The organism is Arthrobacter sp. TmtSoilC48 (assembly GCF_059739425.1).
Window position 1 is genome coordinate 708448 of sequence record NZ_AP046049.1, and the last position, 20182, is coordinate 728629.

Annotated in this window: 20 protein-coding genes; 15 read left to right on the forward strand and 5 right to left on the reverse strand. The window is 62.4% G+C overall.

What is annotated here, in order from left to right:
- The first annotated feature begins 263 nt into the window (after window positions 1–263).
- The 11 genes from AC6I97_RS03400 to AC6I97_RS03450 all read left to right on the forward strand — a co-directional run bounded on the left by AC6I97_RS03400 (window position 264) and on the right by AC6I97_RS03450 (window position 10900).
- Window positions 264–1682: an L-serine ammonia-lyase gene (locus AC6I97_RS03400; protein ID WP_497944058.1), complete on the forward strand. Its 1419-nt coding sequence runs from the start codon at window positions 264–266 to the stop codon at window positions 1680–1682.
- Window positions 1683–1739: 57 nt separating this feature from the next.
- Window positions 1740–2747, forward strand: coding sequence for a lipoyl synthase (gene lipA, locus AC6I97_RS03405; RefSeq protein ID WP_223936751.1), 1008 nt, complete (start codon window positions 1740–1742; stop codon window positions 2745–2747).
- A 21-nt stretch (window positions 2748–2768) separates the two neighbouring features.
- Window positions 2769–3554 carry a methylenetetrahydrofolate reductase gene (locus AC6I97_RS03410; RefSeq protein WP_497944059.1) on the forward strand — a complete coding sequence of 262 codons (786 nt, stop codon included), beginning with the start codon at window positions 2769–2771 and terminating at the stop codon, window positions 3552–3554.
- Between the two features lie 183 nt (window positions 3555–3737).
- Window positions 3738–5117, forward strand: a complete 1380-nt coding sequence (locus tag AC6I97_RS03415; protein ID WP_497944060.1) for a serine/threonine-protein kinase — start codon at window positions 3738–3740, stop codon at window positions 5115–5117.
- A gap of 496 nt (window positions 5118–5613) precedes the next feature.
- Window positions 5614–6066 (forward strand): hypothetical protein, encoded by a 453-nt coding sequence (locus AC6I97_RS03420; RefSeq protein WP_497944061.1) that lies wholly within the window; start codon window positions 5614–5616, stop codon window positions 6064–6066.
- A gap of 89 nt (window positions 6067–6155) precedes the next feature.
- On the forward strand, window positions 6156–7022 hold the full coding sequence (locus AC6I97_RS03425) for a hypothetical protein (RefSeq protein ID WP_497944062.1): 867 nt from the start codon (window positions 6156–6158) through the stop codon (window positions 7020–7022).
- 1 nt (window position 7023) lies between these two features.
- Window positions 7024–7530 (forward strand): hypothetical protein, encoded by a 507-nt coding sequence (locus tag AC6I97_RS03430; RefSeq protein ID WP_497944063.1) that lies wholly within the window; start codon window positions 7024–7026, stop codon window positions 7528–7530.
- Window positions 7527–8804 (forward strand): hypothetical protein, encoded by a 1278-nt coding sequence (locus AC6I97_RS03435; protein ID WP_497944064.1) that lies wholly within the window; start codon window positions 7527–7529, stop codon window positions 8802–8804. The genes AC6I97_RS03430 and AC6I97_RS03435 overlap by 4 nt, the downstream gene beginning before the upstream one ends.
- A 160-nt stretch (window positions 8805–8964) precedes the next feature.
- Window positions 8965–10035: an FUSC family protein gene (locus AC6I97_RS03440; protein ID WP_497946912.1), complete on the forward strand. Its 1071-nt coding sequence runs from the start codon at window positions 8965–8967 to the stop codon at window positions 10033–10035.
- 62 nt (window positions 10036–10097) lie between these two features.
- A complete protein-coding gene (locus AC6I97_RS03445) occupies window positions 10098–10499 on the forward strand; it encodes a hypothetical protein (protein ID WP_224093024.1) in 402 nt (133 codons plus the stop codon).
- Window positions 10500–10639: 140 nt separating this feature from the next.
- Entirely contained in the window at window positions 10640–10900 is a 261-nt protein-coding gene (locus AC6I97_RS03450) for a GlsB/YeaQ/YmgE family stress response membrane protein (RefSeq protein ID WP_477516894.1), read from the forward strand.
- A 58-nt stretch (window positions 10901–10958) separates the two neighbouring features.
- Here AC6I97_RS03450 and AC6I97_RS03455 read toward each other — a convergent pair whose 3' ends face one another.
- Entirely contained in the window at window positions 10959–11753 is a 795-nt protein-coding gene (locus AC6I97_RS03455; RefSeq protein ID WP_497944065.1) for a hypothetical protein, read from the reverse strand.
- Complete coding sequence (locus tag AC6I97_RS03460) at window positions 11743–12426, reverse strand: helix-turn-helix domain-containing protein (RefSeq protein WP_497944066.1); 684 nt, start codon at window positions 12424–12426, stop codon at window positions 11743–11745. The genes AC6I97_RS03455 and AC6I97_RS03460 overlap by 11 nt, the downstream gene beginning before the upstream one ends.
- A 163-nt stretch (window positions 12427–12589) precedes the next feature.
- Between AC6I97_RS03460 and AC6I97_RS03465 the strand changes: the two genes are divergently transcribed.
- Entirely contained in the window at window positions 12590–13822 is a 1233-nt protein-coding gene (locus AC6I97_RS03465) for a hypothetical protein (RefSeq protein WP_497944067.1), read from the forward strand.
- A 29-nt stretch (window positions 13823–13851) separates the two neighbouring features.
- Here the strand turns inward: AC6I97_RS03465 and AC6I97_RS03470 are convergent, their stop codons facing one another.
- Window positions 13852–14313, reverse strand: a complete 462-nt coding sequence (locus AC6I97_RS03470; protein WP_497944068.1) for a hypothetical protein — start codon at window positions 14311–14313, stop codon at window positions 13852–13854.
- A complete protein-coding gene (locus AC6I97_RS03475) occupies window positions 14310–16715 on the reverse strand; it encodes a molybdopterin oxidoreductase family protein (RefSeq protein ID WP_497944069.1) in 2406 nt (801 codons plus the stop codon). The genes AC6I97_RS03470 and AC6I97_RS03475 overlap by 4 nt, the downstream gene beginning before the upstream one ends.
- A 250-nt stretch (window positions 16716–16965) precedes the next feature.
- Between AC6I97_RS03475 and AC6I97_RS03480 the strand changes: the two genes are divergently transcribed.
- The 3 genes from AC6I97_RS03480 to AC6I97_RS03490 all read left to right on the forward strand — a co-directional run bounded on the left by AC6I97_RS03480 (window position 16966) and on the right by AC6I97_RS03490 (window position 18834).
- Window positions 16966–17571 (forward strand): TasA family protein, encoded by a 606-nt coding sequence (locus AC6I97_RS03480; protein WP_497944070.1) that lies wholly within the window; start codon window positions 16966–16968, stop codon window positions 17569–17571.
- 182 nt (window positions 17572–17753) lie between these two features.
- Window positions 17754–18419, forward strand: a complete 666-nt coding sequence (locus AC6I97_RS03485) for a signal peptidase I (protein WP_497944071.1) — start codon at window positions 17754–17756, stop codon at window positions 18417–18419.
- Window positions 18412–18834 carry an Hpt domain-containing protein gene (locus tag AC6I97_RS03490; protein ID WP_497944072.1) on the forward strand — a complete coding sequence of 141 codons (423 nt, stop codon included), beginning with the start codon at window positions 18412–18414 and terminating at the stop codon, window positions 18832–18834. The genes AC6I97_RS03485 and AC6I97_RS03490 overlap by 8 nt, the downstream gene beginning before the upstream one ends.
- Before the next feature lie 13 nt (window positions 18835–18847).
- Here the strand turns inward: AC6I97_RS03490 and AC6I97_RS03495 are convergent, their stop codons facing one another.
- Entirely contained in the window at window positions 18848–20116 is a 1269-nt protein-coding gene (locus AC6I97_RS03495; RefSeq protein ID WP_497944073.1) for an MFS transporter, read from the reverse strand.
- Between the last annotated feature and the right edge of the window lie 66 nt (window positions 20117–20182).

The window sequence follows — 20182 nt, forward strand, 5'->3', positions numbered from 1 at the left end:
GAGGATGCTTTGGTCTTCCGTTTCGGGGGGGGTTGCTGCGGGGTGTGCCGTGCGCACGGCATGTTTGGCAGGGAGTCCACGAATCGGCGGGACTCGATTTTGATCTCCCGGGTGTGGCATTTGCTGGGAACGAATGCCGCACACAAAACCGGGTTTGGAGGTTCGCACTGGGACCTCCAGGGGGCCGGGCCGCCTTGGCTCGGGATTTGGCCCGGCCCCCACATTTTTGTTGTGTTTGACTCCTCCCTGAAAGGGATCCAGCCATGGCTGTTGGTGTTTTCGATCTGTTCTCTGTGGGTATTGGCCCGTCGAGTTCTCATACTGTGGGGCCGATGCGTGCTGCTGCGGTGTTCGCTGGCGAGTTGCGTGAGTCCGGGGTGCTGGGTTCGGTGGCGGGGTTGCGGGTTGATTTGTATGGGTCGTTGGCTGCGACTGGCCGTGGCCACGGGACGATGACTGCGACGCTGTTGGGTTTGGAGGGTTACCACCCGGAGTTGATCCTGCCTGATGAGGTGGAGGAGCGGTTGGCTGCGATCGCGGAGACGGGTGTGCTGAATCTTGCTGGTGCTGGCGTTGCTGGTGCGGGGGTGCAGTTGCGGTATGCGGTGGAGGATATGGTGTTGCATCCGTTGACGGTGTTGCCGCGGCATACGAACGGGATGAAGTTTGCTGTGGTTGATGCTGAGGGCGCCACGTTGCGGGAGGCGACGTTTTTCTCGGTTGGTGGCGGGTTCATTGTCCGGGAGGGTGAGGAGGACGCGGCGCGGGCGGAGTTGGAGGAGACGAAGGCGGAGTTGCCGTTGCCGTTCCGGACGGCTGCTGAGTTGCTGGGCCGGTGTTCCTCGAAGGGGTTGGGGATCAGCGACATCATGTTCATCAATGAGCGTGCCAGCAGGTCTGAGGAGGAGATCCGGGAGGGTTTGTTGCATATCTGGCATGTGATGGAGGCGTGTGTTGAGACGTCCTTGAAGCGTGAGGGTGTGTTGCCCGGGGGGTTGAGGGTCCGTCGTCGTGCTCCGGACTGGCTGGAGCGGTTGTTGAAGGAGGACAAGGACCGTAACGATCCGAAGTATTGGCAGGAGTGGGTGAACCTGATCGCGTTGGCGGTCATTGAGGAGAACGCTTCCGGTGGGCGGGTGGTCACGGCGCCGACGAATGGTGCGGCGGGGATTATCCCGGCGGTGTTGTATTACGCGTTGCATTATGCGCCGGGCATGGACAAGGCCACCCAAAAGGATAAGGACGATGTGGTGGTGAAGTTCCTGCTGGCTGCGGGGGCGGTGGGTGTGTTGTACAAGGAGCAGGCGTCCATTTCGGGGGCCGAGGTGGGCTGCCAGGGCGAGGTCGGGTCGGCGTCGTCGATGGCTGCTGCGGGGTTGGCCGAGGTGATGGGTGGTACGCCGGGTCAGGTGGAGAACGCGGCGGAGATCGCGATGGAACACAACCTGGGGTTGACGTGTGATCCGATCGGGGGGTTGGTGCAGATTCCCTGTATTGAGCGGAACGCGATCGCGGCGGCGAAGGCGATCAACGCGGCGAAGATGGCGTTGTGGGGGGATGGGACGCACCGGGTGTCCCTGGATGAGGTGATCGTGACAATGCGCGAGACCGGCAAGGACATGTCCTCCAAGTACAAGGAAACCGCGATGGGCGGCCTGGCCGTCAACGTCGTCGAATGCTGACACGTACCTGCGTTGTGGCAACGGACAAAACGAGACAACCAACAAGGAAGTAAACCCATGACCCTGGCACCTGAAGGCCGTAAGTTGCTGCGCGTTGAGCAGCGCAATTCGGCTGTCCCGGTTGAACGCAAGCCCGAGTGGATCAAGGCCAAGGTCCAGATGGGGCCCGAGTTCGTCGGGCTGAAGAACCTGGTGAAGAAGGAAGGCCTGCACACGGTGTGTGAGGAGGCCGGTTGCCCGAACATTTTCGAGTGCTGGGAAGACAAGGAAGCGACGTTCCTGATCGGCGGGTCCGAATGCACGCGCCGCTGTGATTTCTGCCAGATCGATACCGGCAAACCCTCCCCGGTGGACATGTTCGAACCCACCAAGGTGGCCCGGTCCGTGCAGGCCATGCAGCTGCGCTATGCCACCGTCACCGGGGTGGCCCGTGACGACCTCGCCGATGAGGGCGTGTGGCTGTACGCCGAAACGGTCCGCAAGATCCACGAACTGAACCCGGGCACCGGGGTGGAGCTGCTGATCCCGGACTTCTCCGGCAAACCCGAACACATCAAGGCAATCTGCGATTCCAAGCCCGAGGTGTTCGCGCACAACGTCGAAACCGTGCCCAGGATCTTCAAGCGGATCCGCCCGGCGTTCCGGTACGAACGCTCCCTGGATGTCATCACCCAGGGCAGGGACCTTGGCATGGTGACCAAGTCCAACCTGATCCTGGGCATGGGCGAAACCCGCGAGGAAATCTCCGAAGCGCTCCGGGACTTGCACGCGGCCGGGTGTGACCTGATCACGATCACCCAGTACCTGCGCCCGTCCGAACGGCACCTGCCCGTGGACCGCTGGGTCAAACCGCAGGAGTTCGTGGACCTCCAGCACGAGGCCGAGGAAATCGGCTTCCTCGGTGTCATGTCCGGGCCCCTGGTCCGCTCCTCCTACCGGGCCGGGCGTTTGTGGGCCACCGCGATGCGCAAGAAGGGCTGGGAAATCCCCGCCGCCCTGGCCCACATCGAGTCCTCCGGCACCACCCGCCAGGAAGCCTCCACCATCCTCGCCGCCCACGCCTAAGCCACAGCAAAAGGACACCTCATGCTTCCCGTTCGTGTTGAGATCATCCCGTCCGAGGGAATCGTGGACGTCGTCAGCAAGGCCCTGCCTACGTCCACCGCAATCAGCATTACCTGCCTGCCGAAGCATGGTGTCGGTGCCACACTCCGTGCTGCTGTCCAGCTGAGGGAGCTCGGCTATACCGTGGTTCCCCACCTTGCTGCCAAGGCTCTTGAAAGCCGCGCCGAGTTGTCAGCCATACTGGGTGACTGCTCGGCGTCGGGCATCACGGAAGTCTTCGCCATCGGGGGCGACGGGCAGCCATCGGGTTCGTATTCCACTGGCGGGGAATTGCTGCGCGACATCGCCCAGATCACGTCCGGCGAAATGGCCGTTGGAGTGGCCGGCTACCCGGAAGGGCATCCGGACATCACCAGCCTGCGCTTGGTTGATGCCTTGCTGGAGAAGCAGGAGTTCGCCACGAAAATAGTCACGCAGATGTGTTTCTCGGCGGACAGGATCCAGGACTACGTGGCTATGCTCCGCCGTGAGGGCGTACTCCTTCCAGTGTGGGCAGGTGTGGCAGGGGCCGTGCCCAAGGTAAAGCTGGTCTCGCTTGCCACCAGCATCGGAGTGGGGTCCTCCTTGAAATTCCTCAGCCGCAAAGGCCCGCTGGCACGGAGGCTTCTGATCGGGGAACGGTACACGCCGGACGCGCTCATTGACGAGCTCTCTGTCCGACCAGGGATAGAGGGAATCCAGCTCTACAGCTTCAATTCCTTGGACGCACTTCCAACGCCACAACCCGCCGTCGAAGGGGTTCGATAACCGCAGTTTTAGGTGCGAATTCCCCCGATTTTTCCCCGAAAAGTAGTAGCACACTTCATGGTTGGCAAGGTGGGCCGGAGGCTGTACGTTTGCCGTAAGAAGGTTACTTAGCAACTGCATAGCAGCGCAGGATAAATGGGGGTAAATCGGCGCAGCGCGCTTGGACGCAAGAGGTGTAGGGCCGTGAGGGCAGGCGGAGAAGCTTTCGTTGATCCAGCAGGCGGCGGGGACATTCTCAACGGCCGCTACCGGATTCTGGAGCTACTCGGGCACGGGGCGATGTCCACTGTCTGCAAGGCCCGGGATGAAGTCCTGCAGCGCGATGTTGCACTTAAGATCTTTTCCCCAGGCTCAGGCGACGAGGGTTTCGAGGAGCGCCAGCAGGCAGAGATGCGGTTGCTTGCAGGATTTGATCACCCAGGCCTGGTGCATATTTACGACGCCGGTGTGGACGCCGGAACTTCGGGCCCGCCGCAGGCTTTCCTGGTCATGGAGCTGGTTTCCGGAAATAATCTGCGTTCGGTGCTTGCTCAGGGTCCGCTCAGCCTCGCGGAAACAACGCACATCGGCCACGCCCTTGCAGGTGCCCTCGTGCAAGTTCACGGGAGCGGAGTTATTCACCGGGACATCAAGCCTGCCAATATCCTGGTTTCGGAAACTCCGGGCCCTGATCGCATCGTCAAACTCGCTGACTTTGGCGTGGCCCGAATCTTGGAAGGCAGCCGCCTGACTGCCACCGGAATGACGGTGGGAACCGCCCAGTACCTCAGCCCGGAACAGGCTCTGGGCCGTCCTTTGACTCCTGCCAGCGATATCTACTCCCTCGGCCTGGTGCTCTTGGAATGCCTTACGGGCAGGACCGAATATCCGGGGACGCCCATTGAGTCGGCTGCAGCGCGCCTTCACCGTGCCCCCGTCATCCCTGAGCAGATCCATCACCCCATAGCCGAACTGCTGAAGTCCATGACGGACCTCGAACCAGACAATAGGCCGACTGCCGCGGAGATCGAAGAATTCCTGGCTCGCCCGTGGCAGGAGGCGTATGCACACCCAGCAGCTACGGCGCTTTTGCCGCCTCTGCCTGCCCGGGCGCCCGCCATCGGGGCAACAACCGAAGTTTCCCCCAAGCTTCACAGGAGTAGGGGAGGCGGCAGGCTCGGGGCGCTGTTGATGGTCCTTCTCGCGGCAGCGATAGCAGTCCCCCTCGCGGTGGCATTATCCGGTCAGGAGCCCTTGCCGGCAGACGTTACCTCGCCTTCGCCGGTTATGCAGGAATCGGGCCTTCCTTCCCCGGCTGGAACGCCCGCGCCAGTGGTAACAATTACCACCCCTGGGCCGGTGGAAACGGTTCTCATTCCTGGGCCGGTGCAAACCGTTCAGCTGCCGCCGTCCGACTCAGGCAACGGGCAGGGAGACGTTCCATCGCCAGCGGCCAGCGAGCAAAGCGGGCCGACAGAGGATGCGCAGGAAACCGAATCACCGGCGCGTGGGGCCCAAGGCGGCGGCCAATCCGACCAAAGAGGCCAGGGAAACGAAAAAAGCAAGGGCAGGGGCACCAACTAAAACGACCCGCAATGCATGCAGTCAGCCCCGAACATCTTCGAACGCCAGCGCAGTTTTTGCTCAAGATGGGCACAATGTTGGCTCAGTGGCAGCTGAATTTCCGAAATGCCCGGCCCGCAGCGACTCCCGGGGGCAGGTACCGGGCCATTAAAAAACTGAGTACTCCTGATCCGACGGCTGCCGGCGTGCTCATGAACGGCGCAGGCCAGCGTTGGTGTACTAAAGCGGGCTATCAGATGGGCATAGAAGCCTATCCCGCGCTGGCATGACGCAAAGTGCTACCAAGTAGTCCCCAATACGAAAACTGAGTACTCGCTTGCCGGTTCAGCGTATTCCTGACCCCTTGGTCGGGCGGAAAAGAGGCGTACACCCAAGAGTAGCCACGGTGCCACTGCTGGCTGAACTATTGGGGGCATCGCTTCATCCGCCGGAAACGGTCGGGTGCTGGGGGTTGCGATGCGGCTCCCCGGAAAAAGATCAACCAAGGAGTCATACCATGCGCAAGCTTTCCAAAAAGAGCCGGATCACCGCCACCGTCGCAGGCGTGGCATTGGTAGCCGTAGGTGGCGGAGCTGCCTACGCCTACTGGACCACCACCGGTTCCGGCAGCGGCTCGGCCGCCAACTCCGCCGGAGGCGGACATGTCACACTGCACGCCACCTTCAATGCCGGCCTGGCGCCGGGCAACCAAACCAACGTAGCCTACACCGCGGACAACGCGACGACGTCCAGCACGGTAGTTGGAGCCCTGACGGCAAATGTCACCACCAGCGTCCCCGAATGCCTCCCGGCATGGTTCGAAGTCACCGCCGTGACAAGCAACTCGACCGTCGCCGCAGGGGCCACGGGAATTTCCGTTGGCAGCGGTGTCTTGAAGTTCAACGACAGCTCTGACAGCCAGGACGCCTGCAAGTCCGCGACCGTCACGGTCAACGTCTCCAGCCAGTAGCGCGTGAATGCCGGGGACCACCTTGCGAGTGGTGGTCCCCGGCTTCCGCATTCCTCCCGACTGAACGCTTCCGTCCGAAAAGAGCTTCCATGGACCACCGGCCAGAGCGCCCCGCGCCTAACCCTCGAGCTGCCGTACCACTCCGGACGCTGATACTTGCGCTCGTGGTGGCCCTTGTTCCGGTGGCGGTTGTCGCTGCAAGCAGTGGGCAGAGCGCTACGCAAGGCAGCCCGGTCAAGGTAGCCAAGGGGATTACGGTGGCGTTGTCGCCCTCGAACCGCAGCCTGGATCAGGGGCAGTCCACCACCTTCACAGTGTCAGCCACCTCCACGGGCGGTTTCACCGGACCAGTAGCGTTTACCGTTACGGGTCTTCCGGCTGGCGCGACAGCCGCATGGTCGCCGTCGTCGGTGGTTCTGGGATCCGGCAGCACAGCGCAGGTGGCTTTGACCGTCGCCACGTCTCCCACAACGCCGGTCGGCAAGTCCGACTTCACTGTGAAGGGAGCCAGCGGCACGGTCCAAAACGCGGTCCAGTCGAACGCGGCGCCCGGGCAGTTGCAGGTCCAGGAAGTCAAACGGACCTTCGGTGTCACCGGCTCATTGAGTGGGCTCCTGGCGCCAGGGGTGTCCCGAGCAGTGGAGCTGCAGATTTCCAACCCCGAGAACAAGAGCATCGCCATCACCAACCTGACGGTTTCGATTGCGCAAGTGGTGCGCACGCCGGCAGCGGTGGCGGCCAACCTCCCCTGCAGCAGTGCCGACTACCAGGTCACCCAATACTCCGGGAGCTACCCGTTGGCAGCTCCTCCCGGGCCCAGCTCGCTGACCTCGCTGGGCGTGAATGACAGCAGCAAATGGCCCCAAGTGAGGATGCTGGACACCTTGCAGCTCCAGGACGGTTGCAAGGGTGCGACCCTCCAACTCACGTACTCCGGGACGGGACAGGCGAACTGACATGAAGACGCTCAACCGGAAGCCCCGTAGCGGACGGATCGCCCGCACCACTGCCGCCACCGTGGCCCTTTGTATCCTGGGCGGTGCAGGGACTGCCTACGCCTACTGGGCTACCACCGGAATCGGCAGCGGTTCGGCGACCAACGGGACAATGCAAACCGTGACCGTGGATGCGCTCATCCCGGGCGACACCCTGCAGACCAGCCTCGTTCCAGGTGGATCAGCCGACGTGGTTCTCCGGGCAACCAACCCCAATAGCCATGCGGTTACCGTCTATGGAATCGCGGCTAACGGCGCCGTGACTGCAGACGCCGCGCATTCCGGCTGCACCACCACCGGCGTGACGTTCACGCCCCCGGCTGCACCATTGGCGCCAACGGTGACCATCCAGGCAAATACATCCATCCTGCTGACTCTTGAGGGTGCGGCCAGCATGAGCGCGGCCTCACTTTCCGCCTGCCAGGGCGCCCAATTCAACGTTCCCGTCACGCTGGAGGTACGGAAGTGAGCCCGCTTCGCCAGTCCGCTGCTTCATCGTCCTCAACGCGGGTGACGATGGGCGCTTGGAACCGCGCCCTCGTGATCATTCTCGGCATTCTCCTCGTCTCATGGGGCGGTCCCGCAGCCAGTGCTTTCTGGAGTTCCGTCAGCAGCAACTTCGGTGGCGCCAAGGCCGACGCCGTCGCCCAGGGCGCAAAGCCCACTACCGCCGTTTCCGGAAGTAGTGTGACGGTCACGTGGACAGCAAGCACGACGGCGGCTGGCCGGTCCGTAACCGGGTACAGCATCGCCCGCTACGCCTCAGCCACTGGCGGCACTGCGGTTGCGGCAGCCGGAACCTGCGCAGGAACAGTAGCCGGGCTGAGCTGCGTGGACACCGGTGTCACCACGGGGAACTGGTACTACACGGTTACGCCCAAACTCTCCCAGTGGCAGGGCGCTGAAAGCACACGGAGCGCAGTTGCCGCCGTGGATGCCACCGCACCCCTCGCCCCGTCTGTGACGGCGCCACCATATGTCTACAGCGGAAACGTGACCGCTGTTCCAGTCAGCGGGACGGCAGAGGCCTTGTCCTCGGTCACTTTGACCGTAACGGGAACAGGAGCCCTGCCCGTGACCCAGACCATTAGCGTCAACAGCTCCGGGAACTGGGCAGCGACCCCCTTGAACCTGAGCGCTTTCAGCCCAGGGACCATTAACTACTCAGCACAGGCAACGGACGCCGCAGGTAACACTGGTCCTGCGGGAGTGGCTACATCCACCAAGGACGTGAGCTCGCCAGCGGTGGCGGGGGTCCAGCTGAACAACCGTTCGGGCGGCACCCTCGGCAAGGTGGAGAAGGGCGATTCGGTGACGATAACGTTCTCTGAACCCATCAACCCGAACACGATCTGCAGCGTCTGGGAGAACGACACCACCAACGTGCAGACCCAGGCCGGCAACAACGCGGATAACGTGATAGTCAACGTAAGCTCCAGCAACATACTGACTGTAACCGGGGCTGGGTGTACAACCCTCAGGGTCGGCAGTGTTGCACTGGGCGGCAACTACACAACCTCCGCACTCAGCTTTAGCGGTAATGGCACTAACAACGCCTCCAGCCTGAGCTGGAATCCGACGGCGCGAACACTCACCATCACCCTTGGAGCAGGGACCAGCGGAGGCTCGACGCTTACGTCGACCACGATCTTCCCGACTTACACCCCCGTCACTGGCCTGACGGACGTAGCAGGCAACCCACTCGGAACAGGGCCCTTCCAGGGAGCACCCTCCCGCTTCTAGCGACAAGTAGTGCGCAACTGATAGTGCCCCTTATTCCTCGTGATAAGGGGCACTATCTGTGCCCAAACCCGGAGTAGCCCAGCGCCCGGAGCGTAGCCTTGAAGCGGACGCCAGCGCCGCCGTCGTACGTTTGATCCTGCGACGAAAGGCGAGCCGCCCCTTGAAGGCTGTAGCGGAAATGTTCACGATGGGTCCGGGAAACAAGGACCATCACCCGGCTCTCCGCTGCGCTGTTGGTGTCTTTGTGCCGCTGATTACGCTGACCCTGATGGGGCGGTTGGACCTGGCCGTGTTTGCCTCGTTCGGTGCGTTTACCGGCATTTATGGCCGCAATGAACCGCATAGCGTGCGCTTCCGAAGCCAAGTGCGTGCCGGTGGTTTCATGCTGCTTATCATTTTGTTGGCCACCCTCATGGCTCGTGCAGCGCAAGCCATTGGCATCGAGGGCGCCGCGTATTCGTGGCTCTTGACTGCTGCAACCACTGTCGTGGCGGGCGCGTGCTCGGTGGTGGTCGCGGCCTGGAGGTTGCGGCCAGGCGGCTCCCTCTTTCACATCTTCGCCTTCGCTGCGATCGCATCCATCCCTGCTCAGCCGCCCTTGTGGGAGGCCATGCTGGTCGCGGTAGGTACCACGCTCTTCTGCCTGCTGATCGGCATGTCGTCACGGGTGCTCAAAACTCACAGAACCCCGTGGAAACGGCCGCCCCGCATCCGCCACACCACGTTGGAACGTCGTGCGATCTGGTTGGAAGGCGGCGGATATCTGATTGCCGCAGGCCTTGCGGGGACCATCGCGACTCTGGTGGGGGAACGGCTCGGCTTCGGCCACACTTATTGGGCCATGGTTGCGGCGGTGGTTCCATTGGTGGGTCATTCGACGCGCCACCGAGTGAGCCGTGGCATCCAAAGAATCGCCGGAACGGTGATCGGATTGGTGCTGCTTGCCGGCATCCTGTGGCTCAATCCCGCGCCCTGGGCCATGGTCCTGGTGATAGCAGCTTGCCAGTTCGGTGCTGAGATGTTTATCGCCCGGCAGTACCTTGTGGCGCAGATCTTCGTAACTCCGCTTGCCCTGATAGCTACGTTGCTGGCAGCCCCGGTTGATCCCGGCCTCCTGTTGCGGGACCGCATCATCGAAACGGTGATCGGTGCCGCCGTCGGCGTTGCCGTGGTGGTGGCGCCCGCCCTTTGGCGGCGGGTGCGTGCAACCGTGCCGGCTGGTTGGACTTAAATCGTAAGTACACATATAACTAGATAGCCAAGATAGTTACTAGGGATGTGTGGGAGAAGACGATGACAGTCGCACTGCGTGAACCAAGCTCCACACCAGTCGCTGGGAATACCGTGGACCATGCTGCGGAAGGGGTGCTGCCGATGGGGCCCGTCCACTGCGGTTCGCACATGGCTATCTCCGCAGGACCGGGCCATGACTCCATGCAGTGGATCACAGTGGAGCCAATATGGCCGGAGTGGGCTTGCGGTTGCGGTTTCAGAATGGACATCGACGCCTTGGACCCGGTCAGCGGTGTGTGGGTCGCAGCACTTCGCCGCCAAAGCCTTCAACATGAGTTGGCGATTTCCCAGAACACACTCGCCCTGGCCTTCAAGAAGGCCGTCGACGCCGGTGTCGAGCCCCGGGCTCTTGCTGAAGTAGCCGGACTGCCGGTTGGGGAGATTGAATCCTTCCTTCAGTAACAGGGGAGCCATAAAAACGTCTGCCCGCCCAGCTGTTGTCGGGATACGTCGCCGCACAAGCGGGCAGCTAGCAATCAGGCCGACCGCGGCACCAAGTATTGGTGCTTGACCGAGGCTTACGTACGAGAAAAGGGAAACAAATGGGAATCATTGGTTGGATTGTTTTGGGTTTGATCGCAGGAGCCATCGCCAAGGCCATCATGCCGGGCAGGCAGGGAGGCGGCTGGATCGCTACGCTCCTGCTGGGAATCGTGGGTGCCGTGCTGGGTGGCTGGATCGGTAGCGCCATCTTCAAGGTTGGCATCAACGAATTCTGGTCGATCTACACGTGGTTGCTCGCAATCGGAGGTGCGCTGATCGTACTGGTCATCTGGGGACTGGTGACCCGCCGGAAGGCTTGATTCACCGCTCCCGGAGGCCCTGACGCGAATGCGTTGGGGCCTCCGTCGTCGGCGCTATCTACCCAAGGCGCCTAACAGGGAGGCGGTCGGGATTGGCGCAGAGCACCGCAAGGTTGCTGATTGCCCGTGCCCTATCGCCAGGGTCAAGGACCTTCCAGGATTCATGGTCTGGATCGCCGAGGACCCGGTTGAGCCCAAGAATCCGCGAGCGATCACTGCCTCCCATGTCGGCCACAAGTTCCAAGGGCCCGTTAATTGTTGCCAGGAGTGTTGCTGCGTCATCGAGGTGGCGGCCCCTTTCCCGCGAATCCTCCTGATACGCAGCGCCTTTGAGGACCAGCGCGCCCAGTGCGTTCGGGATGCTTATGGACACCGGACCCCGATGGTCCACGAAGACCCGGCAGTCTACTGTTCGCCGGAGGGCTTGGGTCCCACCCGTCACCTGAAAGACTTTGCGGCCTCCTATACGGGGAACCAATCCGGGTACAAGATGGTCGGCAACCATGAGGTCGATCTGCTCATTACCGCGAAGGAAACGATGTGCGGGGCTATCGCCATTGATGGATTGCCTGGGCGAGTAGCCGAGTGAACGGAGCACTGACGCGACGCCGGGCATGGTTGCCGCGCCGGTTTCCATGTGAAGGATGATGTCGACGTCAGTGGTCGGCCGCGAAACGGTTAGACCCGCTACGGCGGAGTGCAGTTGGACCATAAGTCCCCCAACCAGCGTCCACTGATCAGAAGGCAAGGCGCGGGCCAGTTCAGCGCATTGGGGCCATGGCCGGCCCCAGCCACCCGCGGGCGGCGAAGCCTCCCACTGCACTCGTTCCGTCGCGCGATGGTCATCGTCCACTAAACAGCTCCTCCAGAACACGGAGTCCAGCGCTGCGCTCACGGGTGACCGAGGACTCCAACAGGTCCAAGGCAATGGCCGCCAGCGGGACTCCCCCTGTAAACGCCTGGCTGGTGGTGACTTCCCGCAGCACTACGTTGCCCTCCCGATCATCGATTAGTCCGTACGCTTCCTTAAGTGCACCTGCATCGCCGGACATGACGTAACCATCCACAATTCCCCCGCCACCAGTGAGACCAAAGCGTTGGCCAACGTTCTGGTCCGCGATGGCCGCGGCACCAGTGGGAAGGACATGGTCCCTTAGCCGTTGGACCACATCGGCCGTGGCTCTATATCGATGCACGCCCGCGCGCCTGCGCGCCAGAATGGGCAATTCGGCAGGTTCCATACGGCTCAGTTTGAGTCGCAGCCGAGACAGTTGGGTGGAGTCAACCCACTCCACCTCGTTTTCCCCGGAAAGCAGGAGGAGCGCGGTCCAGGCATTCGCCTCAGTCCACGGCCGGCCATGGCGTGTGCCTTCGCGGGCCAATCGCTCCACAGAGGCGGCGTCCAGCAGGATGGCCCGGCCAACGACACCTGAGCTGATCAGTTGACCAGTGCCGATCAACTTACGGACAGCTACCTGCGTAATGCCCAATCGCGCCGCGGCCTGGGCAGTAGTTACGTGGCTCATACACTAACGTTCTCTCGAAGAAACGTTAGTGTCAACGGGAAGCTCTTCTATCGGAATACTCCCGGTCACAAATCCCCCGCAACAACACGAATGGGGCCGCTCTGGAAAGCTCGGATACGCTGCTTTCGAGTTACACCACATCGCACGCTAAGGGTTATCAACGATGCTCACCTCAGCTGTCGATGGCGCGCCCCGCCGTCGGCCGGATCCTGCCCCGAAGAAGACTGCAACTGAACTTGGCGCCCTCGGGACAGGATTGGGCGCGTTGGCTTCGGTCGTCCTCGCGGGAGTGCTCGCACTTGTCCTCCACACGCTCGCGCAGCAATCGACACGGCTCGGCCCTGCGTTCGAGGGCTGGGCTGCATCGGTCTCCAACTCCCCTTTTGCAGCGGTCAGGTGGTTCCTTGGCGACATGACTGAGCCCCTGTTCTACAAATCAGAGCTGGCGGCATGCGGGTTGCTTGCCGGGGCTTTGTTGGCCTGGTGGGCTGGCCGGCGGGGCAAGACCTGGCCGGGTCAGCTGGCATATGACACCGGACTGTGGCCCTGGGTGCTGGCCTCGGCGTCGCTTAGCCTGCTGTTGTCCAACGTAGTTTTCGGCCGGTTGCTCGACGACGGATGGCAGCCCACGTTCGTGCCTTTCGTTTGCGTGGCCCCGGCAATGGTCCTGATGTATGGACCCGGTTGGCGGACCTGCACGACCGGAGCTGTACTCGGGGCATTCACCGTCACGCCGTTGGCGTTGTTGCTGATCCCAACGCTCACCGCGCCGCTCGAACTGCCGCCCGTGGTGGCGAACGTCCTTGCGATGTCCTTGGGATCAGTGCTGGCTTTCCTCACTGCCCGGAAATTGCCTTGGCTTGTCCTACGGAAACCGGCTCCGCAGACGCAACCCATCCAGCCGCCGTCGGGCGTTAACCGTGTTCTTACGGACGCAGTGTGGGCGGCGCGCCGGGTCCTCGCCGACTTCACCGAGACCCATTTCTTCGCCAACGCGCTCGCCAGTGCAGGCATGATCTTTGGCGTCGGGGTGGCATTCGTGCTGAATCCTGTGCTGCCCGGGTACGGTTCCAACCTGGTTCCGCACATCCTGTTTGCGCAGGCCCTCACCTCGGCCATCGGCGTGGTTCTTTGGCGGAGTTGGTACCGCAACGGTGGGTGGTCGGCCACCTACGCGTCGCTCGTCTCAGTGGCGCCTGCCGCCGTGCTCGCCTACGACGGCTCGTGGTGGAGCATCATCGGCGGCGCATTGCTTGGAGCGGTGCTGGCCCCTCCTATTGCCAGGGCGATTTCGGCCCAGCTGCCGGAGGGCCTCCATCCGGTCATCGGCAACACCGCGGCCATGGCCATTTCGACGGCGGTCACCCTCCCGATCCTGGGGCTGCTGCCCCACTAACTTAGCCTGCTGGTGAGTCCTCTACTGACTTAGTCTGCGACCAGCAGCGCCTGCGGCGCTGCCTGCTTCATCCGGGTTTGCAGCCAACTGAGCTGGACTTCCGTCTCTTTGTGGCATTGATCGACGACGGCGAGCAGCTCGGCGTCGCGAAGTGCGGATCCGGCTTGATTCACCACAGTCCACGTGACGTCAACCAAGCTCGCCAGCAGATACAGGTCCTGCAGGTCGCGAAGGAGGCCGACAGGGCCGCTCCGGGTTTCTGACAAGCCGTCGGCGTGGAGCCGCTCGGGCTCGTGGTCGGATGTGTCCTTGCCGTATCGCTGCACGAGGGGGAGGAGGAGTTCCCCGTGCTTGTCGCATTGCCTGGCCAAAGTCTGGCAGAGGAAATGTATGTCAGGCTCCGAGCCGTGGCCATCAGAGACTTGCCGGAAAGACGTAGCCAGGGTCGCTTCACCCTGATGCAGTAAACCCAGGTAGATGTTGAGGTTCATTGTTGTTGTCCTGCCTGCCTTGAAGCGGTGGTGTTGGGCGCCGGAGCCGGTCCATCACCGTCACGGATTTTCTCTACTTTCACCGCGGCATTCTTGAAAAGCGGTTGCTTTGACACCGGATCCCACTCGGTAATGGTGAGCTCGTTGGCTGCAGTCTTCTGCGAATCCTTGGGAGAATCATCCGGGCTGGAGGGTGCGGTCGAGTCCCAGTATCCATAGTGGAAAGGTGCGAAAACTGTGCCCGGCCGGACGCCACTGACTCGAGCCGGCGCCTCAATCAGACCTCGCCGCGACGATACGCGGACGATGTCGCCCTCCTTGATCCCCAGCGCTGAAGCGTCTTCGACCGAGAGCTCCACCCACATCCGTGGCGCCGCCGCGTTCAGCGTCCTGGCACGTCCCGTCTTGGTCCGTGTGTGGAAGTGATACGCCGTCCGACCGGTTGTGTACCGGAGCGGGTAGTCGTCGTCCGGTTCTTCGTGCGGTGGATGGTACTTGGTTGTTTTGAGCCAGGCGCGGCCCTTGGGCATTTTGGCGCGGTACGGTTCCGGCTCCACTTCGGCCCCCGTCAAGAGGTCGTGACCGTAGTTCTCGCAGTAGTCAGGATCGCTGGGAAGAACCCCGTCCGTATAGAGGCGTGTGGTGCCATCCGGGTTTTGCGCATTGCAGGGCCAAGGGATCCCGCTGCCACCACGGAGTTTCGAGTAACTCAGTCCGGTGTAGTCGCAAGGACGCCCGCGCGAGCATTCTTTCCAAGCTTCGAAGGCGTCCTCCGGACCCTCCCACGTCAACAAGGGCGTGCCGTCCAAGGTGGTGAAGCCCATTCGGTTGGAGTAGTCCAGGAAAATATCCAGATCGCTGCGGGCGTCCCCGGGCGGGTCTACGGCTTTGTCAGAGATATGGACGACGCGCGAAGCGTTGGTGAATGTTCCTGTCTTTTCGCCCCACGCGGCGGCGGGGAGGACGACGTCGGCCATGCCGGCGGTTTCGGTGAGGTACAGATCCTGCACCACCAGGAACAGTTCCGGCTTGGCCAGGATTGCCCGTATCCGGGGCAGCTCCGGCAGGGAGACCGCAGGGTTCGTAGCCGAGACCCAGAGGAAATTGATGGATCCTTGCTCGGCGTAGCGGAAGATTTGCATGGCATGGGTTGGCGGTGCCCAGTGGGGGATGATCGCGGGATCCACGTTCCACAGGGAGGCCAGTTCTTCAACGTGTTTCGGGTTGTGCCAATTACGGAAGCCCGGGAGGTCGCCGTCGGCCCCGCATTCGCGGTTGTTTTGCGCCGTCGGCTGCCCGTTCATCTGTAGTAGGCCGGCTCCGGGGCGGCCGAGCATGCCGCGCAGCAGATGGAGGTTATTGACCTGGCAGGAGGAAGCTGTGGCCTGTGACGATTGGTAGAACCCCTGTAAAACGGTGGACAGTACCCGATCCGACGTGCCGAAGATGCGGGCGGCCTTCCTGATGTCGTGGGCGCTGACGCCGCACACCTCGGCAGCAGCCTCGGGCGTCCATTCCTCCACAGTGGATTTCAGCTCGTCGTAGCCGAGTGTGTGTTCCTGGATGTAGGTGGGGTCCTCCCAGCCGTTGTGCAGGACCTCCCGGACCAGAGCGTGCATGAGCGCAAGATTGGTGCCGGGCCGCACCGCAAGGTGCACGTCGGCAAAGCGCGCGGCCTCCGTATTTCTGGGGTCGACGCACACCAGTTTGGGCGGTGTGGGTCCTGAAAGGCGGTCCAGGATGCGAGCCCAGAGGACGGTCTGGGTTTCGGGCATGTTGTGCCCATAAAGGAAAATTGCATCGCAATTGTCGATGTCCTCGTAGGCGCCTGGTTGTCCGTCTGCTCCGAAGGTTTCCTTGAGCGCGGACGCCGCTGTCGCGGTGCACAGGCGGGTGTTTCCATCCATGTGGGGTGTCCCGATACCAGCCTTCCCAATCACGCCCAGGGCGTAGTACTCCTCAAGGAACAGTTGGCCGCTGGTGTAGAAGCCATGGCTGAGGGGACCCTTCTCCTTCAAGAGTTGCTTGCTGCGTGCCACGATCCGCTTCATGGCCGTGTCCCAATCAGTTGGGACCAATTCGCCGCCTTCGCGGATCAATGGATGCGTGAGGCGGTCCATGTTCGAGACGCCTTGCCAGCTTGCGAAGAGTCCTTTCGGCCCAAGGCGTCCCTTGTTGATGCGGTCTTCCGCACGGCCACGAATGCCCACCATGACCCCGTCCTTGACGGCAATATCGCAGCCGCAGCCGTTGCTGCACAGCACGCAAGCGGATTGGACCCAATGGTCAACATCGCCCTCAGTGAGGCCTTCCTGGAGGGCGTAATCCACGCGGGAAGGCCACGCAGCTTCTCGCTCAAACGGAGTCCTTGTGCCCCATATATCAGTAATGCGATCCACCATGATCCCACCTCTGTGTTCAGCGTTGACCCTTCGTTACAGGATTATCAGGTTGCTTATTATCAGTCCAGAGTGCCTGCCAAGGGGTGGGAAACGGAACAAAGACCCTTGATCTTTTCCTGAGCAAGTGTTGATGGATTGCAGGAGTGGTTCTTGATCCGGGCCCGGCACAGTGGTTCTTGTCAGCCAATCAGGGCCGGCACAGGAAACGGCCGGCCGGCAGCGGTGGCCTCCCGAAAGGACACTGATTCCCATGGCCATCAGCTTCAAGACCACCTCCGGTAAGGTCCTCGCTTCCGTCGCACTGCTCGGCACCGCAGCCGCCGTCGCCGGCATGGGAACCTACGGCGCGTTCACGTCCTCCACCTCGGCCAGCCAGCAAGTCACCGCCGGCACCGTCACCATCGCCCTGGGCACCGGAGCGAACAACACCCTCAACGTCCCCGTCGCGGGCCTGCTGCCCGGAGACAAAGTCGAAAAGCTCGTCACCCTGGCCAACACCGGCAACTCGGACTTGAACAACGTCACCCTCACCACCTCCGCCGGCGCCACCGCCTCACTGCTCACCACCGACGTCACCAACGGCCTGCAGCTGACCATCGAGAACTGCTCGGTCGCCTGGACCGGCGCCGCAGCTCCGTACACCTGCACCGGCACCAAAACCACCGTCATGGCCGCCGCCCCGGTGATCACCGCGAACAAGGTCCTGAACAACCTCACCGCCCTGGCCCCGGCCAAAACCGACTACCTCAAAGTCACCACCGCGTTCCCCACCACCGCGAACGACACCTTCCAAGGCGCCACCAGCACCATCGCCTTCGCCTTCACCGGCACCCAACGCACCGAAACCACCAAGTAACACCAGCAGAACCACCCAGTTTCACCACAGAGCCCCGCCGGGCCTGGTCGGGCGCCCCCCTGCCCGATCAGGTCCGCCGGTATTTCCTGAGCCAGACTTGAGGATTTCCCGCAGGAAGCCTGAGCCGGATAGCCCAGACTTTCAATCAGAAGATAACCAACACCGGAAGGAACGCCAGGACCATGAGCGCACTGACCAGCATCAGCGGAACAGCACTCAAGGGCCGGCGTTCAGCCGCGGCACTGACGGCGACCGCCGTCGAGACCCCCGCGAAAGCCGCTGCGTTCCGACGTATCGCTGCTAAAACGATGAAATTCCTCGGTTTCGCGATTCTGGCTATGGCGGCCTTGGTTTTCCTCTTTCTGGCAATCGGGCCACGCATCCTGGGCTACCAAACCTCCACGATGCTGACAGGATCGATGGCACCGCTGATCAACCCGGGTGACGTCGTCGTCACCGTTCCAACGCCAATCACCGACGTCAAGGTGGGCGACATCATCACCTACCACATACCCGTGGAAGACCAGCGGGTGGAGACGCACCGCATCACTGAGATCACTACTACGGCCGATGGTGGTGTGGCTGTCCAGACCAAGGGCGACGCGAATAATGGCATCGATCCGTGGATCGCCACCCTGCAGGGCAAAACCGTGGATAAGCAGATCGCGACCATCCCTTACGTCGGGAACGCCATCCGCGCCCTCCGCGAACCACTCGTCCTGAACATCCTGATGTACGGTGCGCCCGGCATCCTGGTCATCAGGATGCTCGCCTCCATCTGGAGCAGGGACCCCAACAAATCGACGCCGGAAGGCGCCGCGCAGCCACAAGCGGCCAACCATGACTGACGAAGCAGACGGTCAGGTTCCGGCTCTGGAACCGTGCAGGTTGCAGGCCTTGGCCGATGAGATGGGAGACCCCACCCCGGCCTTGCGCTTCCTCTCCACTTACCTTTCGATGTTGCCGGGCAGACTATTGAGAATCTCAAACGGCCTCTGCCAACACGACGCCGATGCCAGCATGGACGCCGTGCTGAGCCTCAAGATCTCCTCGGCAATGGTGGGTGCGCTTGAGACAGAGGACCAGTGCAAGGCCATCGAGTCGATGATCCGTGAGGAACACTTCGACTACGCCGTCCAGGCACTCCCGGCGCTCCGGCAATACACCGATCGCTGCTACGCGGCCGGACCGCAACTTTTGGGCAAGGCCCGCGAGTCGCTTCACCCACAGTCCGGAAAGTTGGACGGGCAGCGGAGCACCTAGCGTCGTGCCGCGGTTACCGTTCTCCCGCTGGCACGGGCGCAGGACTTTTGATTTGATGGGGCACCAGGAACAGCGCTGCGACCGCCAAAAGTCCCGCTGCGGCGAATACGTAGAAGCCGGCCGGGTAGGCAATGTTTGCGGCCACCAGGGTTCCAGTCACGGCAGGACCAACGATCGCACCAAGGCGTCCGACGCCGGCAGCGAACCCGAGTGCCGTTCCCCGGAGCCGCGCCGGAAACAGCTGACTGACCCATGCGTAAACCAGAACCTGCGAGCTGAAGACGAAGACGCCAGTGACAAACACCGCGGCGTTGAGCAGGAACTCACTTTGGATCTTCACGCTGAGGATGGCCAGGAACACTGCGGAAAGCCCGAACCACAGCAGCACTATCTTCTTGGTTCCGTGCCGGTCGGCAAGAATTCCGGCCAAAACCAGGCCGGCCACGGCGCCGAGGTTGAGGACCAGCAGCAGCGTCAGGCCCGTGCTCACGGTGTATCCGGCGGCTGCCATCAACTGCGGCAACCACGTGTTCAAGCCGTAAACCAGCAACAATCCCATGAACGACGCGATGCCAATGCCCACGGCCACCAGCGGATAGGGCTTCTGCAGCAGGTCGCGGAACCCGGTCTTTTGCTTGCCGTTCGTGGAATGCGCGACGCCGGTAGCCGCCTTTGTTGATTCGTCCACCTTCGCGGGTGCTGCTTCAGGAAGTGACTCTGGCAATTTCGCCCACAGGAATGGCAGGAGTGCCAGCCCGGCAACGCCGCCAATGACAAACATGAGGCGCCAGTCAGGGACAACAAGGATGGCCAGGAACGCGGTGGCCACAGCGCCTACGTGGTAGCCGGTCATAGTCCGCGTGGTCGACTTTCCGGCTGAGCCCGCAGGTGCGTAATCGTTCATGTACGCAAGGGCGGCGGGGAGGCAGGCGCCCAGCCCGAGGCCTGCCAGCAGGCGCAGTATGGAGAAGACCGCCACGTTGGGAGCGAACGCGACTCCGATCGTGAAGAGCGAGAAGCCGGCCACGCAGGCGATCAAGAGCTTCCGCCGGCCGAACTTATCGGATAGCGGGGCGATAAAGAGTGCGCCGAGCCCCACGCCTACCAGGGAAATAGTTGCAGCGAAGGTGGCTCCAACGGCATCGAAGCCTATGTCGCCGGTCTTGATGAGCGTGGGGATGACAGACCCCAGGACCACCAGGTCGAAGCCGTCCAAGACCATGGCTAACCAACACAGCCAGACTGGCCATTGTGAGCGGCGGGCAGATGGCATCGTTGGCATAGTGTCCTCGGGAGTTCTCTTTGGGAATGGGATGTGGCCAGCAGAACGGCCGGTCGGTTATGAGAG